This is a genomic window from Stenotrophomonas sp. 10L48 (genome assembly GCF_056395105.1).
Genome location: NZ_JBFTIX010000019.1, coordinates 1 through 19058, shown reverse-complemented (window position 1 = coordinate 19058; position 19058 = coordinate 1). Strand labels below are relative to the sequence as shown.

At 66.7% G+C, this 19058-nt stretch carries 14 protein-coding genes; all 14 read right to left on the bottom strand.

What is annotated here, in order from left to right; translation table 11 throughout:
- Positions 1-10: 10 nt before the first annotated feature.
- The 14 genes from AC1DCU_RS20515 to AC1DCU_RS20450 all read right to left on the bottom strand — a co-directional run bounded on the left by AC1DCU_RS20515 (position 11) and on the right by AC1DCU_RS20450 (position 18854).
- Entirely contained in the window at positions 11-1144 is a 1134-nt protein-coding gene (locus tag AC1DCU_RS20515; protein ID WP_032978977.1) for an acyl-CoA dehydrogenase family protein, read from the bottom strand.
- 4 nt (positions 1145-1148) lie between these two features.
- Positions 1149-1832, bottom strand: coding sequence for an alginate O-acetyltransferase AlgF (locus AC1DCU_RS20510; protein WP_442251753.1), 684 nt, complete (start codon positions 1830-1832; stop codon positions 1149-1151).
- Positions 1829-3307 (bottom strand): AMP-binding protein, encoded by a 1479-nt coding sequence (locus tag AC1DCU_RS20505; protein WP_478013627.1) that lies wholly within the window; start codon positions 3305-3307, stop codon positions 1829-1831. Before AC1DCU_RS20505 ends, AC1DCU_RS20510 begins: the two co-directional genes overlap by 4 nt.
- A gap of 27 nt (positions 3308-3334) precedes the next feature.
- Complete coding sequence (locus AC1DCU_RS20500; protein ID WP_032978935.1) at positions 3335-3568, bottom strand: acyl carrier protein; 234 nt, start codon at positions 3566-3568, stop codon at positions 3335-3337.
- A 16-nt stretch (positions 3569-3584) separates the two neighbouring features.
- A complete protein-coding gene (locus AC1DCU_RS20495; protein ID WP_312963609.1) occupies positions 3585-5165 on the bottom strand; it encodes an MBOAT family O-acyltransferase in 1581 nt (526 codons plus the stop codon).
- Between the two features lie 13 nt (positions 5166-5178).
- A complete protein-coding gene (locus AC1DCU_RS20490) occupies positions 5179-6303 on the bottom strand; it encodes an alginate O-acetyltransferase AlgX-related protein (RefSeq protein WP_442251751.1) in 1125 nt (374 codons plus the stop codon).
- A gap of 4 nt (positions 6304-6307) precedes the next feature.
- Positions 6308-7348, bottom strand: a complete 1041-nt coding sequence (locus AC1DCU_RS20485; protein ID WP_442251750.1) for an alginate O-acetyltransferase AlgX-related protein — start codon at positions 7346-7348, stop codon at positions 6308-6310.
- A 21-nt stretch (positions 7349-7369) separates the two neighbouring features.
- Positions 7370-10189, bottom strand: coding sequence for an NfrA family protein (locus AC1DCU_RS20480; RefSeq protein WP_442251749.1), 2820 nt, complete (start codon positions 10187-10189; stop codon positions 7370-7372).
- Positions 10186-12333, bottom strand: coding sequence for a glycosyl transferase family protein (locus AC1DCU_RS20475; RefSeq protein ID WP_032978927.1), 2148 nt, complete (start codon positions 12331-12333; stop codon positions 10186-10188). The genes AC1DCU_RS20480 and AC1DCU_RS20475 overlap by 4 nt, the downstream gene beginning before the upstream one ends.
- Positions 12334-12339: 6 nt before the next feature.
- Positions 12340-14541 carry a hypothetical protein gene (locus AC1DCU_RS20470; protein WP_282280462.1) on the bottom strand — a complete coding sequence of 734 codons (2202 nt, stop codon included), beginning with the start codon at positions 14539-14541 and terminating at the stop codon, positions 12340-12342.
- Positions 14538-15722: a non-hydrolyzing UDP-N-acetylglucosamine 2-epimerase gene (gene wecB, locus AC1DCU_RS20465; protein WP_032978922.1), complete on the bottom strand. Its 1185-nt coding sequence runs from the start codon at positions 15720-15722 to the stop codon at positions 14538-14540. Before wecB ends, AC1DCU_RS20470 begins: the two co-directional genes overlap by 4 nt.
- Positions 15723-15857: 135 nt before the next feature.
- Positions 15858-17054 carry a nicotinate phosphoribosyltransferase gene (gene pncB, locus AC1DCU_RS20460; protein ID WP_032978918.1) on the bottom strand — a complete coding sequence of 399 codons (1197 nt, stop codon included), beginning with the start codon at positions 17052-17054 and terminating at the stop codon, positions 15858-15860.
- Positions 17055-17163: 109 nt separating this feature from the next.
- Complete coding sequence (locus tag AC1DCU_RS20455; protein ID WP_099782791.1) at positions 17164-18003, bottom strand: glycosyltransferase family 2 protein; 840 nt, start codon at positions 18001-18003, stop codon at positions 17164-17166.
- Positions 18000-18854, bottom strand: a complete 855-nt coding sequence (locus AC1DCU_RS20450; RefSeq protein WP_313444879.1) for a glycosyltransferase family 2 protein — start codon at positions 18852-18854, stop codon at positions 18000-18002. Before AC1DCU_RS20450 ends, AC1DCU_RS20455 begins: the two co-directional genes overlap by 4 nt.
- Positions 18855-19058 lie beyond the last annotated feature (204 nt).

The following is a 19058-nucleotide window of genomic DNA, read 5'->3' as shown; positions in this document are numbered from 1 at the left end:
GCAAGAAGCGTTACAGCGTGCGGCCGATGATGTCGCGCAGGATCTCGCTGGTGCCACCGAAAATCCGCAGTGCACGCGCGTCGGCCCAGGCACGCCCTATTCCATATTCGCTGCTGTATCCGTAGCCGCCGTGCAGCTGCAGCAGGTCGTCCAGCACCTTCCCTTGGACTTCGGTGGCGTTGAGCTTGGCCATCGCCGCGCGGGTGGGATCCAGTCGGCCGCTGATCTGCTCGCCCAGGCACTGGTCGAGGAAGCTGCGCAGCATCGCCAGCTGTGCCGTGGCCGAGGCCAGCACGAAGCGCGTGTTCTGGTGGTCGATCAGCAGCCGACCGAAGGCCTTGCGCTGCCGCACGTAGGCCACCGTCTCAGCCAGCATGCCTTCGGCCGAGGCGGCCGCGCGCAGCGCGATGGCCAGCCGTTCGGCCGCCAAATGCTCTTCCAGGTAGGCGAAGCCACTACGCTCCTGGCCCAGCAGGTGATCGGCAGGCAGGAACACGTCTTCGAAGAACAGTTCGGTGGTGTCCTGCGCATGCTGGCCGATCTTGGCCATCGGGGCACCGCGGCTGACACCGGCAGCGGCCAGGTCCACGCAGAACAACGTCAGGCCGCCGGCACCGAGTTCCGGGGCGACAGTGGCCACCACCACGGCGACGTCGGCATTGCTGCCATTGGTGATCCAGGTCTTCTGCCCGTTCAATCGATATCCGCCGTCCACTACGTCGGCACGGGTGCGGATCGTCTTCAGGTCACTGCCGGCGCTGGGCTCGGTCATCGCGATCGCACCGATCGCTTCACCCCGTGCCATCTTCGGCAACCAGGCATCGCGCACGGCTGGCGTGGCGTACTGCATCAGGTAGGGCGCGACCATGTCCGAGTGGATCGAGAAGCCGATGCCCAGATAGTTGGCGCGTGCCAGTTCTTCGATCACGCAGGCGGCGTGACCGTAGTCGCCTCCCATGCCGTAAGGCTCGGGCAACTGGCAGTTGAGCAGGCCGGCCTCGCCCGCCGCGCGCCACAGCGCACGTGGCGTGATGCCATCGCGCTCCCATTGCGCGTACCCGGGCGCGATCTGTGCGTCGATGAAGCGACGGACCTGGTCGCGGAACAGTGCGTGGTCCTCGCGGAATACCGGCCGGTCTGCCATCGGATCAGCGGCCCACCGCGTCGGTGCCACTGAGCTGGCCCTGCAGCACCGGTGCGTTGGCGGCGCCGGTCAGGAACAGGCTGTAGTGATCGCCGGGCTGCAGCGCGGGAAGTTCGAGTGCGGGACTGTCCTTGCCACCGCAACCGGCCACCAGCCGCGCCTTGACCGGATTGATGCCACGCGCGGCGCTGCGGCCAGCGGCAACCGCCGGGAACACCACTGCGCCCTTGTCGGCCATTGCCAGCTTGCCCTGGGTGCAATTGCCGGCGAGGTTGTAGAAGCGGATCTCGGCCTTGAGGGCGTCACTGCTGCCACCACCGTCTTCGAGCACGTTGAAGGGCTTGGCCGCTGCGCCGGGATCCAGCACCAGGGTGGTGAAACTGCCGGCGGCCACCGCTGGCTGCGTGCGGGCCTTGCCGGCCACGCGCACGCTGAACGGCTTGCCGCCTTCAACGATCGCATAACGGGTAGCGCGTGTTGCCTGCCCGACGTTCTGGTCGGCGCCATTGCCGATACCGGCCTTGAGCACCGTGCTGCCCGGGTTGAGCACGCGCACGAAGGCAGAGCCAGCGGGCGGGCGCGCGGCATACAACTGGGCCAGGCGCCCTTCCGGTGCGCCTTGGGCGAAGGCTGCGCACGGCGACAGCAGCAGCGCGGTGGCGACCAGCGATTTCAGGACAGTGTTCATGCGGGTTTCTCCGTCGTGCGGAGCGTGCGCGCCAGGATCTGGTAGCGCTGCTCCAGTTGCTTGCGATCCACCTTGTTGCTGATCGTCTGCGGCAGGGCATCCACGGCGAACAGCTCGGAAGGAATCATATAGGGCGGCATGTAACGTTCGAGCTGGCCCTTCCAATCTGCCAGGTCCGCTGGCGGACGCTGCAGTGGGCCGGTCTGTGGCTGCGTGGTTTCGACAAAGCCGATCATCCGCACCAGGCTGCCATCGGGCCGCCGCAGTACCACGGCGGCTCCTGCGACCACGCCAGGCAGGCGGGCCAGGCCGACATCGACCTCGGCCAGTTCAATGCGGTAGCCATTGAGCTTGATCTGGTCGTCGCGGCGGCCACGGAAGTAGAACCGGCCCTGCGCATCGACATCACCGAGATCACCGCTGCGGTACGCACGCTTGCCGTTGTGTTCGAACAACACGCCGGCATCCAGGTCCGGGCGCTCGAGATAACCACGCATCACATGGTCGCCGGCCATGCAGATCTCACCATCATCGAGGAACACCTCGGCATAGGGCTTGCCGATGCCGATCGGGAACGGGTTGGGTGCCGCCGCACGCAGGGCCGGATCGATCTCCACCCATGTGGTGGAACAGGTCGCTTCGGTCGGCCCGTAGGAATTGATGATGCGCACCTGCGGGAAACGCGCCCACAGTTCTTCAGCCACGCGCGGCGTGAGTGATTCGGCACCGAACACGAACACCTGCAGGTCGGGCAGGTGCGTGGCATCGAAACGCGGATTGAGCATCTGCTGGCGCACGAACGAGGGCGTGGATGCCCATACGGCCACGTGCGAATCGCGCAGATGGTCGACGAAATGCTCGCTGCTGGCGATCACCTCGCGCGGGCACAGCACGCAGCAGCCACCCAGGCCCAGTGCACCACACAGGTCGAACAGCGAGAAGTCGAAGCTGAAGAGCATCTGGTTCATGAACGCCGGCGCCGGGCCCAGCGCCAGGCAGTCGCGGATCCAGACGGTGAACAGGGCAACACTGTCGCGGCCGATCTGCACGCCCTTGGGGTCGCCAGTGCTGCCGGAGGTGAACATGATGTAGGCCAGGTCCGGCACCGCCAGCGCTCGTGGCGCATCGGCACCAGGCAGGAACGCATCGACGGCCGCATCGTAGATCGCACGCGCATGCACCAGCGTGGTGATGCGCTGCAGGCGGGCTGGCGGGTTGATGGTGTCCACCGGTACGTAGGTCACACCCAGGCAGAGGCAGCCGAGCATGGCCACCACGAAGGCCGATTCCTTGTGCCCGGAGATCACCAATGCGTCACCGTGCACCAGGCCGGCAGCACGCGCACGGTCGATCCACTGCTGGGTGGCACGATGCAGCCCGGCCCAATCAAGTACCCCATCGGCCGCGTGCAGGGCGGGAGCCTGCGTGGCGACATCCAGGTCGGCGAATCGGCATTGGTCGAAATCGAAGTACATCGTGCTACCTCCGGTGCCCGCGGGCGATCAGCTGGGGCGGTGCTCGGCCACGTAGTCGGCCAGCACCTGCACCGAATCAACCAGGGCGTCGATTTCATCCACCGGCAGGGTGACGCCAAGACGGTCCTTGACCTCGACCATCAGTTGCACCTTGGACATCGAATCGAAGAACGATTCCATGTATTCGTCCGGCTGCACGCGGGTACCAATCACCGCCTCGACGATATCGATGAGCTGGTTCTGGATTGTCTGCTTGTCCATGTTGGAATCCACCTTGTCAGAACTGGAAGTAAAGGAAACGGGTTTCTTTGTGCAGGTTCAGCAGGCACAACGTCAGCAGCACCAGCATCACCAGCAGCCAGGCCCAGTTGGGCTGCCAGCGCATCCACGCGCGCGGTGCCGGGCTCGGTTTTGCCAGCGCGGGAGAGTACACACCCATGATCTGGTGCGCGTTCGGTGCCAGCCAGACAATGGCCAGTGCCAGCAGGATGTACAGCAGCTGCAGGTGATGGCCCAGCAGCAGGCGCGCACCGTCGGCCAGGCCCATGCCCGCGACATGGCCCAGGTTCTCCATGCTTTCCCAACCGCGCACGCCGAACATGCCCTGCACCAGCTGCCACGCATCGTGCACGCCATCGGCGCGGAAGAACGCTTGCGCCACCAGCACCGCGCCGAAGGTCAGCAGCAGGTAACCGGCGTGCTGGAACGGATTGAGTTTTCGCATCGCGGCCGGCTTGCGACCGCCGACAAAGACCCGCCACGCATGGTTGATGACCAGATAGGTGGCATGCAGCAGGCCGAAGATCAGGAACTGCATGCCGGCGCCATGCCAGATGCCGGCCAGGCCCATCGCCCACACCGTGGGGAGCACGATCATCGAGAAGAAGCCGCCGGCCGATGCCACCGCAGTGGGGCCGGTGGCACGGCCATGACGGGTACGCCAACGGGTCACGGCCATCGCTACCGGGTAGTACAGGTAGGCGGTGATGTAACGGGTGAGCGTCATGTGCCAGCGCGCCCAGAAGTCGATGATGCTGGTGGCCTTGTACGGCGAATTGAAGTTCAGCGGGAAGCGGATGCCGAACATGCGGGCCAGGCCCAGCGCCATGTCCGAATAACCGGAAAAATCGAAGTACAGCTGCAGCGCATAGCTGAGCGCAGTGGCCCATGCGCCCCAGAACTGCACATCACCGGTGGAGGCGAAACCGGCATCGGCATACGGCGCGATGCTGTCGGCGAGCAGGACCTTCTTGGCCAGGCCGATGACGAACAGCATGCCGCCGATGGACAGGTTCTCGGCCTGGAAACGATAGGTCTCGCGCTTGCTGAACTGCGGCATCATCTCCTTGTGGTGGAGGATCGGGCCGGCAATCAGGTGCGGGAAGAAGGTCACGAACAGGACATAGCTGAGCGGGCTGCGGTCGTTGACCACGCCGGCACGGCAGTCCAGCAGGTAGCCGATCTGGGTGAAGGTGAAGAAGGAAATGCCCAGCGGCAGGATCAGCGTGTCCATCGGGCCGACGTTGAAGCCGATGTCGTGGACGAAGTTCACCATTGCCGCGAAGTACTTGTAATGCACCAGCAGCAGGATGTCGGCGGCCACGCCCAGCGCGGTGGCCAGCAGCTGCAACCGGGGACGCTTGGCCAGCGACAGGATCACCAGGCTGACCAGGTAGTTGAAGATGATCGAGCCGGCCAGCAGGATCACGAACTGCGGATTCCACCAGCCGTAGAACACGATGGAGGCCACGCACAGCCACAGCGCGGCCAGCCGTGGCCTCAGCGCGCCCAGCAGGTAGTGCACGCCCAGCGCGATCGGCAGGAAAATCAGCAGGAACAGGAAAGAGTTGAACAGCATGGTCGGTCGGCGCTCAGTCGATACCGGCCAATGCCTTCTGCTCGCCTTCGGTCAGCGGCAGGGACAGGGCCATTTCGGAAAATTCCCAGATCACCAGTTTCACGGTGGGTGGCCACGTCGACTGCTGCGGCAGCGCCGCCAGCAGTGCGCCGGAAAACTGGCCGCCGTCCATGCTCTGGTTCCACACTTCGCGCCCCAGGCCATGGCCCAGGCGTTCTGCGAACAGGCTGCGGCGGCCGTTGGAGCTGCCCAGCAGCAGCACCTCCACCGGCGGGGTGTCGTCCAGCAGTCCACCGCTGCGCAGCGGCGTGATGACCTGCTCCGGCTCCAGGTCCAACGGCGGCCGCCATGATGGCGGCGCGTGTTCCAGGCCTGCCAGCACGATCAGGTCGCCCATGCGTGGCTTGGGCGTGCCCGGCGCTCCGACCTCGAATGCCTGGCTGCCCTGCCCGCCCAGCAACGGCAGTGCCACCGCGCTCACCGCGTCGGCGGCACGCTGCGCGCCGATGCGGTTCATGTGCACGTCGGTGCGGAAGAACACCGGCGCGTCCTGCCCGGACAACACCGGCAGCAGATCGACACTGGGTACCTTCGCCGCCGCCAGCGCCTGCTGCCACTGCCCGTAGCGCGCACGCATCGGTTCGGAATAGCGCAGGCCACAGGTGTGCGCCTGCTCGATGCGCGACTTGTCCGGCACCACCACTACCAGCAGCTTCGCACCGGTGGCCTGCAACTGCTGCGACCAGTGCTGCATCAGGCGCACGCGATCGTTGAATACCTTGGCACCGGCACCCGGCTGCGGACGCAGGCCATCGCGGTAGAACAGCCAGTCCGGGCACCCCAGCGCCACCTGCTCGCCAAGATCGCCCAGCAGGCGATAGCGCACGGCGGCCCCCAGCAGGTCGCCCTGGGCCTGGATCGGCAGCCGCAGGGCCTGGTTGATCGCCTGCCCGGCTTCGCCATCTGCCCAGCGCGAGGGCAGCAGTTTCTCGGCCGGCAGCTTGGCGTTGGCCAGCATCCAGGCACCGGCGCAGACGCCGATCAGCAGCAATGCCGATACCACCACGGCGGTCAGCCGATGGGCACGCGGTGGGGCAGCAGGTGGCAGGGGCGCGGGCGCCCCGGGACGGGCATTCATCGGATCACTGCCCCAGCGCCTTGTGCAGGCGTACCTTCCATTGTTCGGGGGTCATGATCGAGGCGTTGTCCCACTGGCCACGTGCATCCGGGCCCTGCGGGTAGGACGGTTCGAACATCTGCCAGACCAGCACCTGCGGCTTGTTCTGCTTGAACGCGGGTGATTCCAGGTACTCCAGCAGCATCACCCAGTGGCCGACGTTGCCGGGCTTCCAGTTCACCGATACCGGGCGGTCGATCAGGTTGGACAGCTTCTGCGGGAAACCGAAATACGGCTGCACCATGCTGTGGCCGGTCACGTGCACCGGCGCCGGTGCATCATCCAGCAGCGACTGCTGTTCGGCCTGGCGGCGCACGGTGAAGGTATCGCGGCCGATCGCCCTGCGCTGTTCATCGGTAAGGAACAGCTCGGCCAGATCGCCGAAGCGGCGTTCCTTGATCTCGCTGCCCAGCGGCATGCCGCTGCCGGCCTGCCCGGCCAGGGTCGGCACCTGCTCTTTCACCTTCGCGGCGACGGCAGCGGCCACTGCGTCGGCGGCCGGCTGGGTCCAGTGCTGATCGCTGCGATAGAACACCTCCTGGCCGCCCTGCTTGACCTGCCGCATCGCCTGCAACGCATCGACAGCCGGCACGTGCGCATTGACCAACCCCTCCAGTTCCAACGCATAGCGGCCACGCACCGCATCGCCCAGCCGCTTGCCGTCGGGCAGCTTGTCTTCATAGAACAGGGCCTTGTCCGGCAGCACCAGCACCTGCAGCTTGACCCCGGCGGCGGCCAGCGTGCGCTGCGCCTCGGCGATCAGCGCCGTGTTGCGGGCGACGGCGGCACTATCGACCTCGGTCAGGCTGCCCCAGGCCGGGAACAGCCAGCCATCCTTGCCGGTCAGCACGATGGACGAGTCTTGATTGGCCGCGGCAACGGGCGCGGCAGGTGCCTGCGCCTGCAGGGGACCGGCAGCGGCCAGCGCGCACACGGCGGCCAGCAGCAGCAAGCGCGGTCTACGTGCGGACGGTACGCGGAGCGTTGCAGAGAAAACTGATTTCATCGGCAGATCCTTCATGCAGCATCAGTAGTAAAGGGTGGCAGTGGCGAACAGTCCCTTGGCCCGCTGGGTATCGCCGCCGCCGATGGCGAAGCGGTAGGACACCGACAGGTCCAGGTAGGAGCGCGCCGCGTTGTAGTGATCTTCGCGGAACCAGTAACGGACGCCGACGCCAGGACCGGCCCCGAGCGACCAGCTGCGCTGGGTGTCGGACAGGTTGAACGACTGCGGCCCGATGCCGGGATAGTCGATGCCGCGCACCCGCGAGCGCTGATCCTGCCAGTCCGCACCCAGCACCAGGTACGGGGTGACCAGCCAACGGGTCTGGTCGGCACCGAAGCGATAGTTGCGCCCGGCGCGAAGTTCGGCTGCGGCAAAGGCCTGCTGGCGACGCAGGCGGCCGTTGGATTCGCTTACGCGCTGGGACGGGGCGCCGTTGGCATCGAGCGCATCGACGGTGAAGTGGGCGCGGTTGTCATCCCAGCTCAGGCCGGCCTGGGCATAGCCACTGACCGTCCACCACTGGCTGACGTCGGTGCGCACGCCGGTGCCGTTGTAGAACCCGTAGGTGGCGTAGGTCATCCAGCCACCGGCGCTGTCGTTGAGCCGGTAACGGGCCAGCAGGTTGGCCTGCAGCGGGCGTTCGGATTCGATCTGGATCTGGCAGCGCATGGCGGCGGAGTCGGCATAGATGCCGCCGCGCCGGGTCGCGCTGCCGAGGAACTGGCGGCGTTCCAGGCCGACGCTGAGGCCGGTCTGGCCGAAGGCATAGCGCACGCCGAACGAACCGACGGTGGACGGCCAGCCGGCGATCGAACGCGAACGGCTGAGGCGCTCGGCACGTTCACGGTTGTCCGGCGTCGCCTGCCCGGTGCAGGGGTCGGTGAACAGCAACGATTCGAACGTACCGCCTTCGTCGTACAAGGTATTGGCGATGCGCGCGTAGGCTTCCAGCGTGCCGTGCTGGTTGTTGGTGGCCTGCGGCCGCCAGAAGGCTTCCAGGGTGCTGAACACCGAAGCGCCGGGCGTGCTGATCGATGCCCCGCCCAGGTTGGTGGCCGCCTGGCGCGACCCACGGTAGCCGGCCGAGGCGGTCACGCCCCAGTCGCGCGAGTAGCCGGCGATGGCACTGCGCGTGTTGTAGCGCTGCGCCTTGTCCAGTGGCAGCTGGCCGGCGTCGGCAGCGTCGATCGCGCCGCGCAGCAGGGTCACGGCCTGGCGGTGATCGCCGCTGGCGGCACTGGCATAGGCCTGGTCCATCATCACCGTCTTGGGCGCCTTGCCGGTGGCCTCGGCGGCTCGGAAGTCAGCCAGCGCCAGCGCCGGTTCGCGCGCCGCCTGATGGAGGTAGCCACGCTGCATCAGCAGGCCCGCATCATCGGGGTGGGTGGCCAGCGCGCTGTCCAGGCGCTGGCGCGCCTCGCCCTGCTGGCTGCGGTTGCCGGCGGCCAGGGCCGTGGTCAGCAGCCCTTGCAAGGTCGCACTGTCCGGAGTTTCCTGCACGGCCTGGCGCGCTTCGCTGATGGCCTGCTGGTAATCCTGCCGGCCATAGGCCGCATAGGCGCGCTGTGCCGGGCCGACTTCGCCCTGCAGATCGGCGGGCATCAGTTCGCACTGGGTACCGTAAGGCGTATCGCGGCACTGCTGGAACGGCGCCGGATAGGACTGCAGCGTCAGGGTCTGGCCGGCGCGTGCGCCACGGATCGCCTTTTCGCGCTGGGTCACCGCCTCGCGGATGCCCTGCCGTGAGGACGCGTCTACGTCGTCCAGGGGATCGGCCTGCAGCGGCGCCAGCAGCGCGGTGGCACGGTTGCGATCACCGGCAGCCACCGCGGCGTCCACCGCCAGCAGGCGCACGTTTCGGCGCTGCTGGTCATCGAGCCAGTCCTGCTGCAGGGCCGCGTCGAAATCGGCGTTGGCCTGGGCAGTGTTGCCCTGGCGCTGGCGCAGATAGGCCCGCATCACCAGGGCGACGGTATCGTCGGCATCGTTGTCCAGGGCCTGGTCGGCGGTGCGCTCGGCTTCTGCCAGCTGCCCATCGAGCAACTGCGTGGTCATCAGCAGCAGGCGGTGCGAGGCGACGTCGGGCGCACGTGCCACCGCTTCGCGGGCGAACCCGACGGCGGCCCGGAAATCCTGCGATATCAGCGCCTGGTAGCCTTCCTGTGCCGGTTTCACTGCACGCTGACGGCCCAATGCCACGCGCTTGGCGCGTAGATCTGCCACATTCGGTGCGCCCAGCTGCAGTGCTGTAGCCGCCGCAGCGTCGGCCTGCTCCAACTGCTGCTGCGCTTCCAGCGAGGCGACCCACAGCATCGCCCATGCGCCCTGCTGCGGCTGCTGACGGAAGGCCTGTTCGGCCTTGCTGGCGGCCACCACCATCTGGTCGTTGTTGTAGGCGGTATAGGCTTCGGTCGCGATGGCGAATGCCTGCTGGTAAGCGCGCTCAGCCGGCGTCTGTCGTGCCGCCGGCACGGCGCGGGTACCACCGCCGCTGGCAGCAGCGGCCGCCGGCGCGGTGGCCAGCCCCGGTAATGCCGGATCCTTCAGCCCCGCATCCAGCGCACGCCGCGCCTGCTGGCGTGCCTCATCACTGCGACCGAGCTTCTGCAGCGAATAGATCTGCAGCAACCGCAGGCGCACCACATCCGGCCGCAGCCGCGATGCTTCGCCGGCCTGTCTCAGGGCCGTGCTGTAATCGCCACGCTCGTAGGCGGCGAACGCCTGCTCGGCCATGCGGTAGGCGGGCCCGGACAGCGGCAATGGCACGTCGGCCTGCGCGTATGCCGGGGCAGCGGCCGCCAGGGCAACGGCGATGACGGTGGACAGCAGCGAGGTCTTCATACCGTTGCAACTCCGGGAGGCGGCGACTGCAGCATCGCCGCGCGGCGGCGTTGTTCTTCCATCGCCTGGGCGATGGCGTCTTCGGTGGCGATGCCCCGCTTGACCAGGTAGTCGCCGATGCGTCCATCACGCTGGGGCTTATACTCATCCAGTGCGATCTCGAAATGCGCATGGTCGATCAGGCGCATTTCCACCAGCAGGTCGCCCAGCAACGGCACGGTATCGATGCGCCAAAGCTCGGCGCCACTGATCATGCGCAGGCCAGCGTTGATCTCGCTTTCGCGGGCAATGCTCTGCTCGACCTGGGCGTTGCCGGTTTCCTGCTTCAACAGGTCCAGTGCGGCCTCCGACAGTGGATTGGCCACGGCCAGCCGCAGGGTACCTTCCTGCAGGGGCGGCAACGGCAGCATGCGCCACTGCACGCAGGCGTCGACGCTGACCGGGAACCCGCCCCGGCCCAGATAATCGACGTCGATCACCGCACGCTGCAGGTCGCCCTGGAAGGCAATCGCCTCGGCCAGCGTTTCATCATCCAGCCAGCCCTGCGACAACAGGATCCGGCCCAGAGGCTGCTGGCGCCCGCCTTGCTGTTGCTGCAGCGCCTGTTCCAGGCGCTCGGGCTCGACGGCCTGCCAAGTGGTCAGCAGTTCACCCAGGCGCTTGCGGGTCTGCACCAGTGCTGCGGCATCGGGGAAATCATGCATGGTCTTGTCCCAGACCATGCGCTTGCCGAAAAACAGATAGGCCAGGAACATCCGCCATGCGCGCGCGGTGGCCATGAAATTGACCATGTTGCCGACCACCATGCGTGGGATCGACATCAACGCGTGTTCCCAGCCATACAGCCGGTTGACGAAGTAGAAGCGCTGCACCACGCGGGTGGCCAGGGCAGCGGTGGTCAGCAGCGCCACGTTCATCTGCCAGCTGCCCGCCTGGAACACGCTGGGGTACTGCAGGTTCCACACACCGGTCATCTTCAGCAGCCAGAACAGCAGCAGCTGCAGGAAGATCAGGTAGGCGATGATGCTGACAAAGGAGGTGATGATGCCCTTGCGATCGCGCGCCAGCAGGTACTTGGTCGCCAGCGAGCCGCGCCAGCCCAGCGTTTCCCAGCTCTGCAGGCCGATACCCAGTACCCAGCGCGCCTTCTGCCGGTAGGACGCACGGAAGTTGTCGGGAAAATACTCGCGTACGCACAGCGCCATCTGCTGGGTGCGCTCACGCACCGGCCCCCAGCCGAACCAGGACGGTCGCCGCACCAGGAACTGCACCGGGAAGCGGGCGAAGATCGAGTGCATTCCCATCGTCGCCAACCGTGCGCCGACGTCATAGTCTTCGGTCAGGCTGTCTGTATTGAACGGCTGGTTGCCGGTGGCCTCGCTCAGCGCCAGCAGCGCACGTCGCGAGAAACAGGTGCCCACGCCCGCCGACGGCACCATGCCGGACACGCTCTCGCGGACCACCAGGTCCTTGGCATGCCATTCGGCGAACTCATCCATGTACACGCCCGCCACCAGTTCGTACCACTCGCGGTCCAGCGAGGTCACCGGCAACTGGATCATGTCCTTGCGTGGCAGCAGGTAGTTGAAGAAACGCAGTTCCATCGGGTGCAGCACGTCTTCACTGTCGTGCAGGATGACGCCGGCGAACTCCATGTCGTGGCGCTTTTCGTAGTCGAAGATCGACAGGATCAACCAGTTCAGGCAATCGGCCTTGCTGGTGGGGCCGTCATGCGGCACTTCCACGCGGCGCAGACGCTTGTAGCGCCGGCGCATGCGCTCGACTTCGTCGATGGTCTGCTGGTCGTTGGGATAGGTCCCGACGAATACGATGTACTCGCGATAGTCGAGCACATCGATCATGTTCTCCACCATCTGCGCGATGACGTCGTATTCCATCCACGCCGGCACCATGATCGCCAGCGGCTGTTCCGGCCGCTGCAGCAGGTCCTGCTGGGTCAGCGGCTTGTACTCACGGCGCTTCTTGACCGTCAGCGTGCGCCAGCTTTCGCGGACCCAGTACCAGACGTCGATGAACAGGTCATCGAGGCTGGAAATCAGGATCAGCACGGCCACCGCCGCTGCCACTGTCTCCAGGGCAGCGTAGTAGTTGGCCAGCTGGATGTTCCAGAACAGACCGTCCACGTCCGGTCAATGCCCGACGTTGGCAGACTTGCGGCGACGGCGGACCTGGGTAATGCGGGCAGCGGCCAGTGCGAACACCACCACGCCGACCAGCAGCAGCAGCCACACCATGTGCTGTTCCCACTTCGACTGCGGATTGCCTTCCTGGGCGATCCGCGAACCATAGGGGTCCTGGCTGTCGAAATCGCGCACGACGTCGCTGCCATCGATCACCGCCAGGTCACCCCGCAGCAACCGGAACGGCGCAGCCAGCACCGGTCCCTCGGTGCCCAGGTCGCTGTACAGCACACCGATCTGCCCGCCTGCCGAGGCGACCTGCACGGCGGCCGCCCGCTGCAGGCCGCTCAGATCGAGCAGCGGCTGCGGCTTGCCGGCAATCACCAGCTGGCCATTCTTCAGGCCCGCCAAGGAGACACCGGACGGCGCCAGGGCGAAGGCCAGGTAAGGCCTGGTCGGACTGATCGCCGCGCCCGCATCCACTACCTTGAGGCTGGCCGCTTCCGGCGATGCCCCCACCGCGCTGGCAATGGCGATGACCTTGGCCAGCGAGGCCGGTGCATCCTGCAGCCAGGTAGCCGGCACGAACACTTCATTGGCATGCGCCAGCTGGCTGGCCGCGCCGATGAAGTCTGCGCCAAGCGTGCGCTTGGCCAGCTTCAGGTGGCTGCTGGGCAGGATCGACACCGGGAACGCGGTGGCGGGATCATGGCAGTAAGGCCGCGCCGGCTGGCGCAGGAAGCTGACCCGCACTTCATTGCGGGCCGACAGCGCGTAGGTGGGTACCTTGGCAACCAGCCGCTGCGGTTTGCCATCGGCCGACAGCACCTTGGCCCCCAGCAGGTAGTCGTTGAAGTAGATCGTCGCAACCGCGCCCTGCCCGGCCGCATTGGGCGCAGCCGATACATCCAGCACCACTTCTTCCGGCAACCGGCCATCGGCCGACAATGCACCCAGTTCAAAGGTGGCGCTGCGATCGCCACGAGTGACGATGTCCTGCGTACCGGCGATGTTGCCCAGCCGGCTCAGCAGTACGCGATCCCCTTCCATCGCGGGTGCGACCGCCTGCGTGACCTGCAGTGAACGCCCCAGTGCATAGTTGCGCCACTGCTCGGACAGCAAGCCTGCCACCTTGCCCCCGGCCGCGGGGTCGACCACCAGGGTCGGCCGTCCGGCAACAGTGGTCACGCTCACCGAGGCATTGGTCACCGGCTTTTCCAATGCCGCCATGTCGGCCGCCCGCCAGGTGCTGAATGCACTGGCGGCATCGGCGCCGCTGGCCCCGACCTGCGCGGCCAGCGCATCCAGTGCAGCGCGTACGCCATTGCGCAGCGCATCGCTGCCGATCATCACATCGGCGGCGAGCGGGCCGCTGTCACGCAGCGACAACAGCGCGCCGACTTCGGCCAGATCCTTGATCGCGTGCGCGCGCTCACCGGCCGCCAGCGCCGCATAGGCAGGCACGCCCTGCAGGCTGGCGGGAATGTTGATGCCGGTCAGGTCCACGCTGTCACCGACCTTGGGCAGCGCGACCACGTCAACCTGCTTGCCTCCGGTCTGCAATGCTGCACCGATGCGCCACGCCGCATCGTAGGTCGATGCCTGCAGCGCCTTGCCCTCCACCAGCAGGCGCACGCGCGGCGGCAGTGCGCCCCAGGCCTTGGCCACGGTGTCCACCGCACGTCCATCGAAGCGATAGCTGAAGCGCGAATCCGGCGACAGCCGCAGCACGTTGGCTGGCGCGCTCTGGTCCGCGCAGCGGTAGTCGGAAACGATCGACCACCAGCCCACGCCGACGCGGACGAAGCCGTTCTCGCGGGGCTCGCCGTCAATGGCCAGCAGCTGGCTGGCGTCGCCCTGCGCATCGGTGATCGAACGTGCCGCCATCGGATCGCCATCGACCGACCATAGCCCGGACGTGCGCCCGGTATGGCCACGCACATAGCGGCCATCGAGCTGCAGCTGCGCATCGCGGGTCGGCACGCCCACAGGTACGGGCAGGTAGACCTCGCGCTGGCTCTCCTGCCCGCTGAGCACCAGCGGCTGGCGGAAGCCAAGCTGGCGCAGCGTCATCTGCCGGCTTACCGTGCTGTCCCCGGTCCATTCGGTGAACTGGCCGGCAGCGCTGTCGGCAGCGCCAGCGGCAGCGGAGCTCGCCAGGGCCAGCACGGAGGAAACAACGAGGAAGCTACGTCGGCCGGTCTGGGTCATGGCGTCACTTCTTGTAGAGGGGTGGGAACGGGGCCGGCACTGCGGTGGCCGGTAGCAAATTCGGGCAGTGGATGTCCGCGCAGGGCCGCCACGATGCGCGCACTGGCTCGGCCATCACCGTAAGGACTGGCGTCGGGGTCGAAACGGGTTGCATGTGATGGTTGTTGCAACGCGGCGTTGACGGCATCGACGATCCGCGTCGGCGCCGTGCCGACCAGCTTCACCACCCCGGCATCGACCGCCTCCGGGCGCTCGGTTACATCGCGCATCACCAGCACCGGCTTGCCCAGCGCTGGCGCTTCTTCCTGCACACCGCCGGAGTCGGTAAGGATCACGTCGGCGCGTTGCATCAGGCGCACGAAGCTCAGGTAATCCTGCGGCGGCACGAGGTGCACGTTGCCCAGATGGCCCAGCTCGGCATTCACCGGGCCCTGCACGTTGGGGTTGAGGTGCACCGGATAGAGCACCTGCAGGTCTTCGCGCTGGGCCAGCTCGGCCAGTGCGCGGCAGATGTCCAGGAAGCCCTGGCCGAAGCTCTCGCGGCGATGGCCGGTGACCAGCAGCAGGCGACGCTCGGGATCAAGCATCTGGAAGGGCGCATCGGCGCGGGCGCGCAGTGCCGGGTCGCGATCGAGCTGCTGTACGGTCTGCTGCAGGGCGTCGATGACGGTGTTTCCGGTCACCAGGATCCGGCCGCCGAGGTGTTCGCGTTCCAGGTTGGCGCGGGAACTTGGTGTGGGGGCAAACAGGAAATCAGAGACGACATCGATGACGCGGCGATTCATCTCTTCCGGCCACGGCCGGGTGATGTCGCCGGTACGCAGGCCCGCTTCGACGTGTCCCACCGGAATGCGGTGATGGAAGGCAGCGACTGCAGCGGTCATCGCCGTGGTGGTATCACCGTGGACCAGCACGCGATCGGGTCGCACCTGCGCATACAACGCATCCAGGCGCTCGAACAGCTTGGCGCACAGGCCGTTGAGGGTCTGGTTGGGAACCATCACATCAAGATCGTGATCGGCGGTGATCTCGAACAGCGACATCACCTGGTCCAGCATCGCCCGATGCTGGCCTGTGGTGCAGACGATGGATTCGATATCCGGCGCCTCACCCAGCGCCTTTACCAGCGGCCCCATCTTGATTGCTTCAGGACGGGTACCGAAAACAGAAAGAACCTTCACCGCAGAACTCCCTCAAGACCTGCAAACATCCTGTACGCGGATCGTAAGCGATCTCGTGAAGTTCGGCCACGTAAATGTGATACGCATCACAAAGACGCGCAGCAAGCCGGATGAAGCAACTGACGCAGAGCGTCACTATGTGACGCTAGGGCCCGTTTCAGGAGGCAGTTCGAACACTTGCCGCAGGTAGGACAGGTAGCCCGGGTCATCGCACATGCTCTTGCCCGGCGAGTCACTGAGCTTGGCCACCGGCTGGCCGTTGCAGCGGACCATCTTGATGACGATGTTCAGCGGGGTCGGCCCCAGATCGTTGGTCAGGTGGGTGCCCACGCCGAACGCCACCTGGCAGCGGCCACGGAAGTAGTCGTACAGGCGCATCACCTTGGTGATGTCGAGCCCATCGCTGAACACCAGTACCTTGCTGCGCGGGTCGACGCGGCGCAGCTGGAAGTGGGCCAGCATGCGGTCGCCCCAGTCGAACGGGTCGCCGGAATCATGGCGCACGCCGTCGAACAGCTTGCAGAAATACATGTCGAAGTCGCGCAGGAACGCATCCAGCCCGACCACGTCGGACAGGGCGATGCCAAGGTCGCCGCGGTACTCGCGCGCCCACGACTCCAGCGCCGCCACCTGCGAATCGCGCAGGCGCGGGCCCAGTGCCTGGAACGCCTGCAGGTACTCGTGGGCCATGGTGCCGTGCGGCGTCATGCCGTACAGGCGCGCGAAGTGCACGTTGCTGGTGCCGACCAGCTGTGGGCCCAGCGCATCGCGCAGCAGCGGCAGCAGGCGGGCATGCCAATCGCGCGAGTAGCGGCGGCGGCTGCCATAGTCGGCGATGCGGCACTGCTCGAAACCAGGGGTATCGCGCAGCAGCGCGGCCTTGGCCTGCAGGCGGCGTTCGCCTTCGGCGAAATCCGCCGTGGTGGTGTTGCGGAACCACACTTCGTTGATGATCGCCAGCAGCGGCACTTCGAACAGGATCGTGTGCAGCCATGGACCGGTGATGTCCAGTTCGATCTCGCCGGGCACCGTCTTCGACGCGCGCAGCTGGATGTATTTGCGGTCCAGGTGGAACAGGCCGAGGAAGTCGGCGAAATCGGGCTTCACAAAGCGCAGGCCACGCATGTAATCCAGCTCTTCATTGCTGAAGCGCAGGCTGCACAGGTGGTCGATCTCCTCATCGATCTGGTCGATGTAGCGGGCCAGCTCGATACCGGGGGTGCGGCATTTGAAACGGTATTGAACCTGCGCGCCGGGGTGCTGGTGCAGCACCGCCTGCATCATGGTGAACTTGTACAGGTCGGTGTCGAGCAGGGACTGGATGATAGGCATGGGGGAATTATGCGCCCGTTCGGGTGAACCGGGGTCCGTGCTGGAGGTGGCGCCCTCACGCGCTCTGCAGTCGATCCACGCCATGCGTGGATGATCCTGTGGCAGCGCGCTACAGCGACCTGCGCAGCAACCTCGGCACCTGCACCAGTGCATGGGCCCAGATCGCCCCCCACACCGCCACCCGCACCGGCAACGACCGCTGCGGCGCTTCGAACTTGCTGAAATAGCGCCATAGCCCGCGGTGCTTGTGCCATTCAACGAAGAACGGGCGCGAGCGGCTGGACACCCCGCGCACGTGGGTCACCTTCAGGTCGTTGGCGATGGCAACCACGCCACCGGCCTCACGCACGCGGCGGCACAGGTCGAGGTCTTCGGCGTGCAGCCGGTAGCCGGCATCCCAGCCGCCGATGCGATCAAACAGGGCGCGGGGCATCAGCAGCAGCGCACCGGACAACGCCGGCACCTGCTGCAACGGCTGCGCCGGGTCGCGGGCAATGGCCAACCGCGCGCCACGACCGGGCGAGCGCAGCATGGCAAGGAAGTCCGGATCACGGCGCCGTACCGCTTCATCGGCCTGGCCCTGCTCGTCCACCTGCTCCACCCCCAGCAGACTGTCGCCCACCGCACCGGCGCGGTCTCGCAGTGCGGCGAGCGTATCGACTTCGACCATCAGGTCGGGGTTGATGAAGGCCAGCCACGGGCTGCGTGAATCGGCAACGCCCTGGTTGTTGGCTGCGGCAAAACCGGGGTTGTCCGGGTTGGCGATGAAACGTACACGCGGATCATGGCTGGCGTGGCGCTGCACGACTTCCAGGGTGTCATCCAGCGATCCATTGTCGACCACCCGGATCTCGGCTACGTCCTGCGCCTGGCGCAGCCGCGACAGGCAGGCATCGATGGTACTGCCGCTCTGGTAGGTGACGACGATGGCGGCAATGGCGGAATTCAAACAGGCGGCTCCAACGGTGATGGCGGGACGAACAGGTCGCCCTGCCCGCGCGGCATTATCGCCTGCTGCAGGCCGTGCTGCAGGTCCTGGCGCAGCGTGTGCAGCGGGTCGTGCATCAGGAAGTCAGCCAGCCGCGGTACCCAGCCCGGCCAGCGCGCGGCCAGTGCTTCCAGATCGCCGTCGCGGCTGGGCGCTTCACTGGCACGGCTGACGAAGGCGTTTTCGCACAACACGTTGCGCCAACCGAGACCAGCCATGCGCAGGCTCAGATCGACCAGCGCCGCGTTCCAGCCCAGGTAGCTTTCTGTATCCAGGCCACCGGCGCGCCGCCGAGCATTGGCGCGAACCAGCACGGCGTGGGTGACCGCCGAAGGGAGTTCAGGATGCAGGTTCGGCAGTGCGGCGCAGACATGTGCCAACAGCGCCGGGTCGCCCGGTTCGGGGTTGAGCTCGCCCAAGCGCGGCCACGCCGCGGTTTCGCCCACGTTGCACCACGGCGTGGCCGTGGCAATGGCCGCGTCGCGTGCAAACGTGGCCTGCAGCTGCTGCAGCCATCCCGGCGCAGGTACGCTGTCCGGGGCCAGCACCGCCACGTCCAGGCCATCGCAGGCACGCAGCATTTCGTCCAGGTGGGCAACCTCGCCCAGCGGCCGCGCGCGGCGGGTGTATTCGGCCTGCAACGGCGTATGTGCCAGCCAGTGTTCGACCACCGCCTGTGCACGTGGCCCAGCCTGTGCGTCATCGGCCAGCCAGATCGATGTCCCCGCTGCGGTACCGGCATCAAGCGCGGCCAGGCAGCGGTCAAGTACCGCGTCGTCCACGCCCAGCGGCAACAACACGATCGCCCCCATCCCGCCTCCGTGGTTGTCGGTGGCCACAGCGTAGCATCGGGTGGGTGTCGGCCGGGTTGCACCCGGCACCCGCAGAGGCCGCAGCAACGGCAACAGCAAAAGCTGGCTTCCTGGGAATGGCGGGGTGGGTCCGGTGGCGGGGGACGCCGTGAATCCATCCCTGGAGGCTTGGCCGCGGCATCCATGCCGCGGACACCCCCGCGC

Coding starts and splice junctions, on each gene's coding strand:
- AC1DCU_RS20515 (WP_032978977.1), bottom strand. CDS start 1,144: ATGGCAGACCGGCCGGTATTCCGCGAGGACCACGCACTGTTCCGCGAC.
- AC1DCU_RS20495 (WP_312963609.1), bottom strand. CDS start 5,165: ATGCTGTTCAACTCTTTCCTGTTCCTGCTGATTTTCCTGCCGATCGCG.
- AC1DCU_RS20505 (WP_478013627.1), bottom strand. CDS start 3,307: ATGTACTTCGATTTCGACCAATGCCGATTCGCCGACCTGGATGTCGCC.
- pncB (WP_032978918.1), bottom strand. CDS start 17,054: ATGCCTATCATCCAGTCCCTGCTCGACACCGACCTGTACAAGTTCACC.
- AC1DCU_RS20490 (WP_442251751.1), bottom strand. CDS start 6,303: ATGAATGCCCGTCCCGGGGCGCCCGCGCCCCTGCCACCTGCTGCCCCA.
- AC1DCU_RS20510 (WP_442251753.1), bottom strand. CDS start 1,832: ATGAACACTGTCCTGAAATCGCTGGTCGCCACCGCGCTGCTGCTGTCG.
- AC1DCU_RS20470 (WP_282280462.1), bottom strand. CDS start 14,541: ATGACCCAGACCGGCCGACGTAGCTTCCTCGTTGTTTCCTCCGTGCTG.
- AC1DCU_RS20485 (WP_442251750.1), bottom strand. CDS start 7,348: ATGAAATCAGTTTTCTCTGCAACGCTCCGCGTACCGTCCGCACGTAGA.
- AC1DCU_RS20450 (WP_313444879.1), bottom strand. CDS start 18,854: ATGGGGGCGATCGTGTTGTTGCCGCTGGGCGTGGACGACGCGGTACTT.
- AC1DCU_RS20480 (WP_442251749.1), bottom strand. CDS start 10,189: ATGAAGACCTCGCTGCTGTCCACCGTCATCGCCGTTGCCCTGGCGGCC.
- AC1DCU_RS20500 (WP_032978935.1), bottom strand. CDS start 3,568: ATGGACAAGCAGACAATCCAGAACCAGCTCATCGATATCGTCGAGGCG.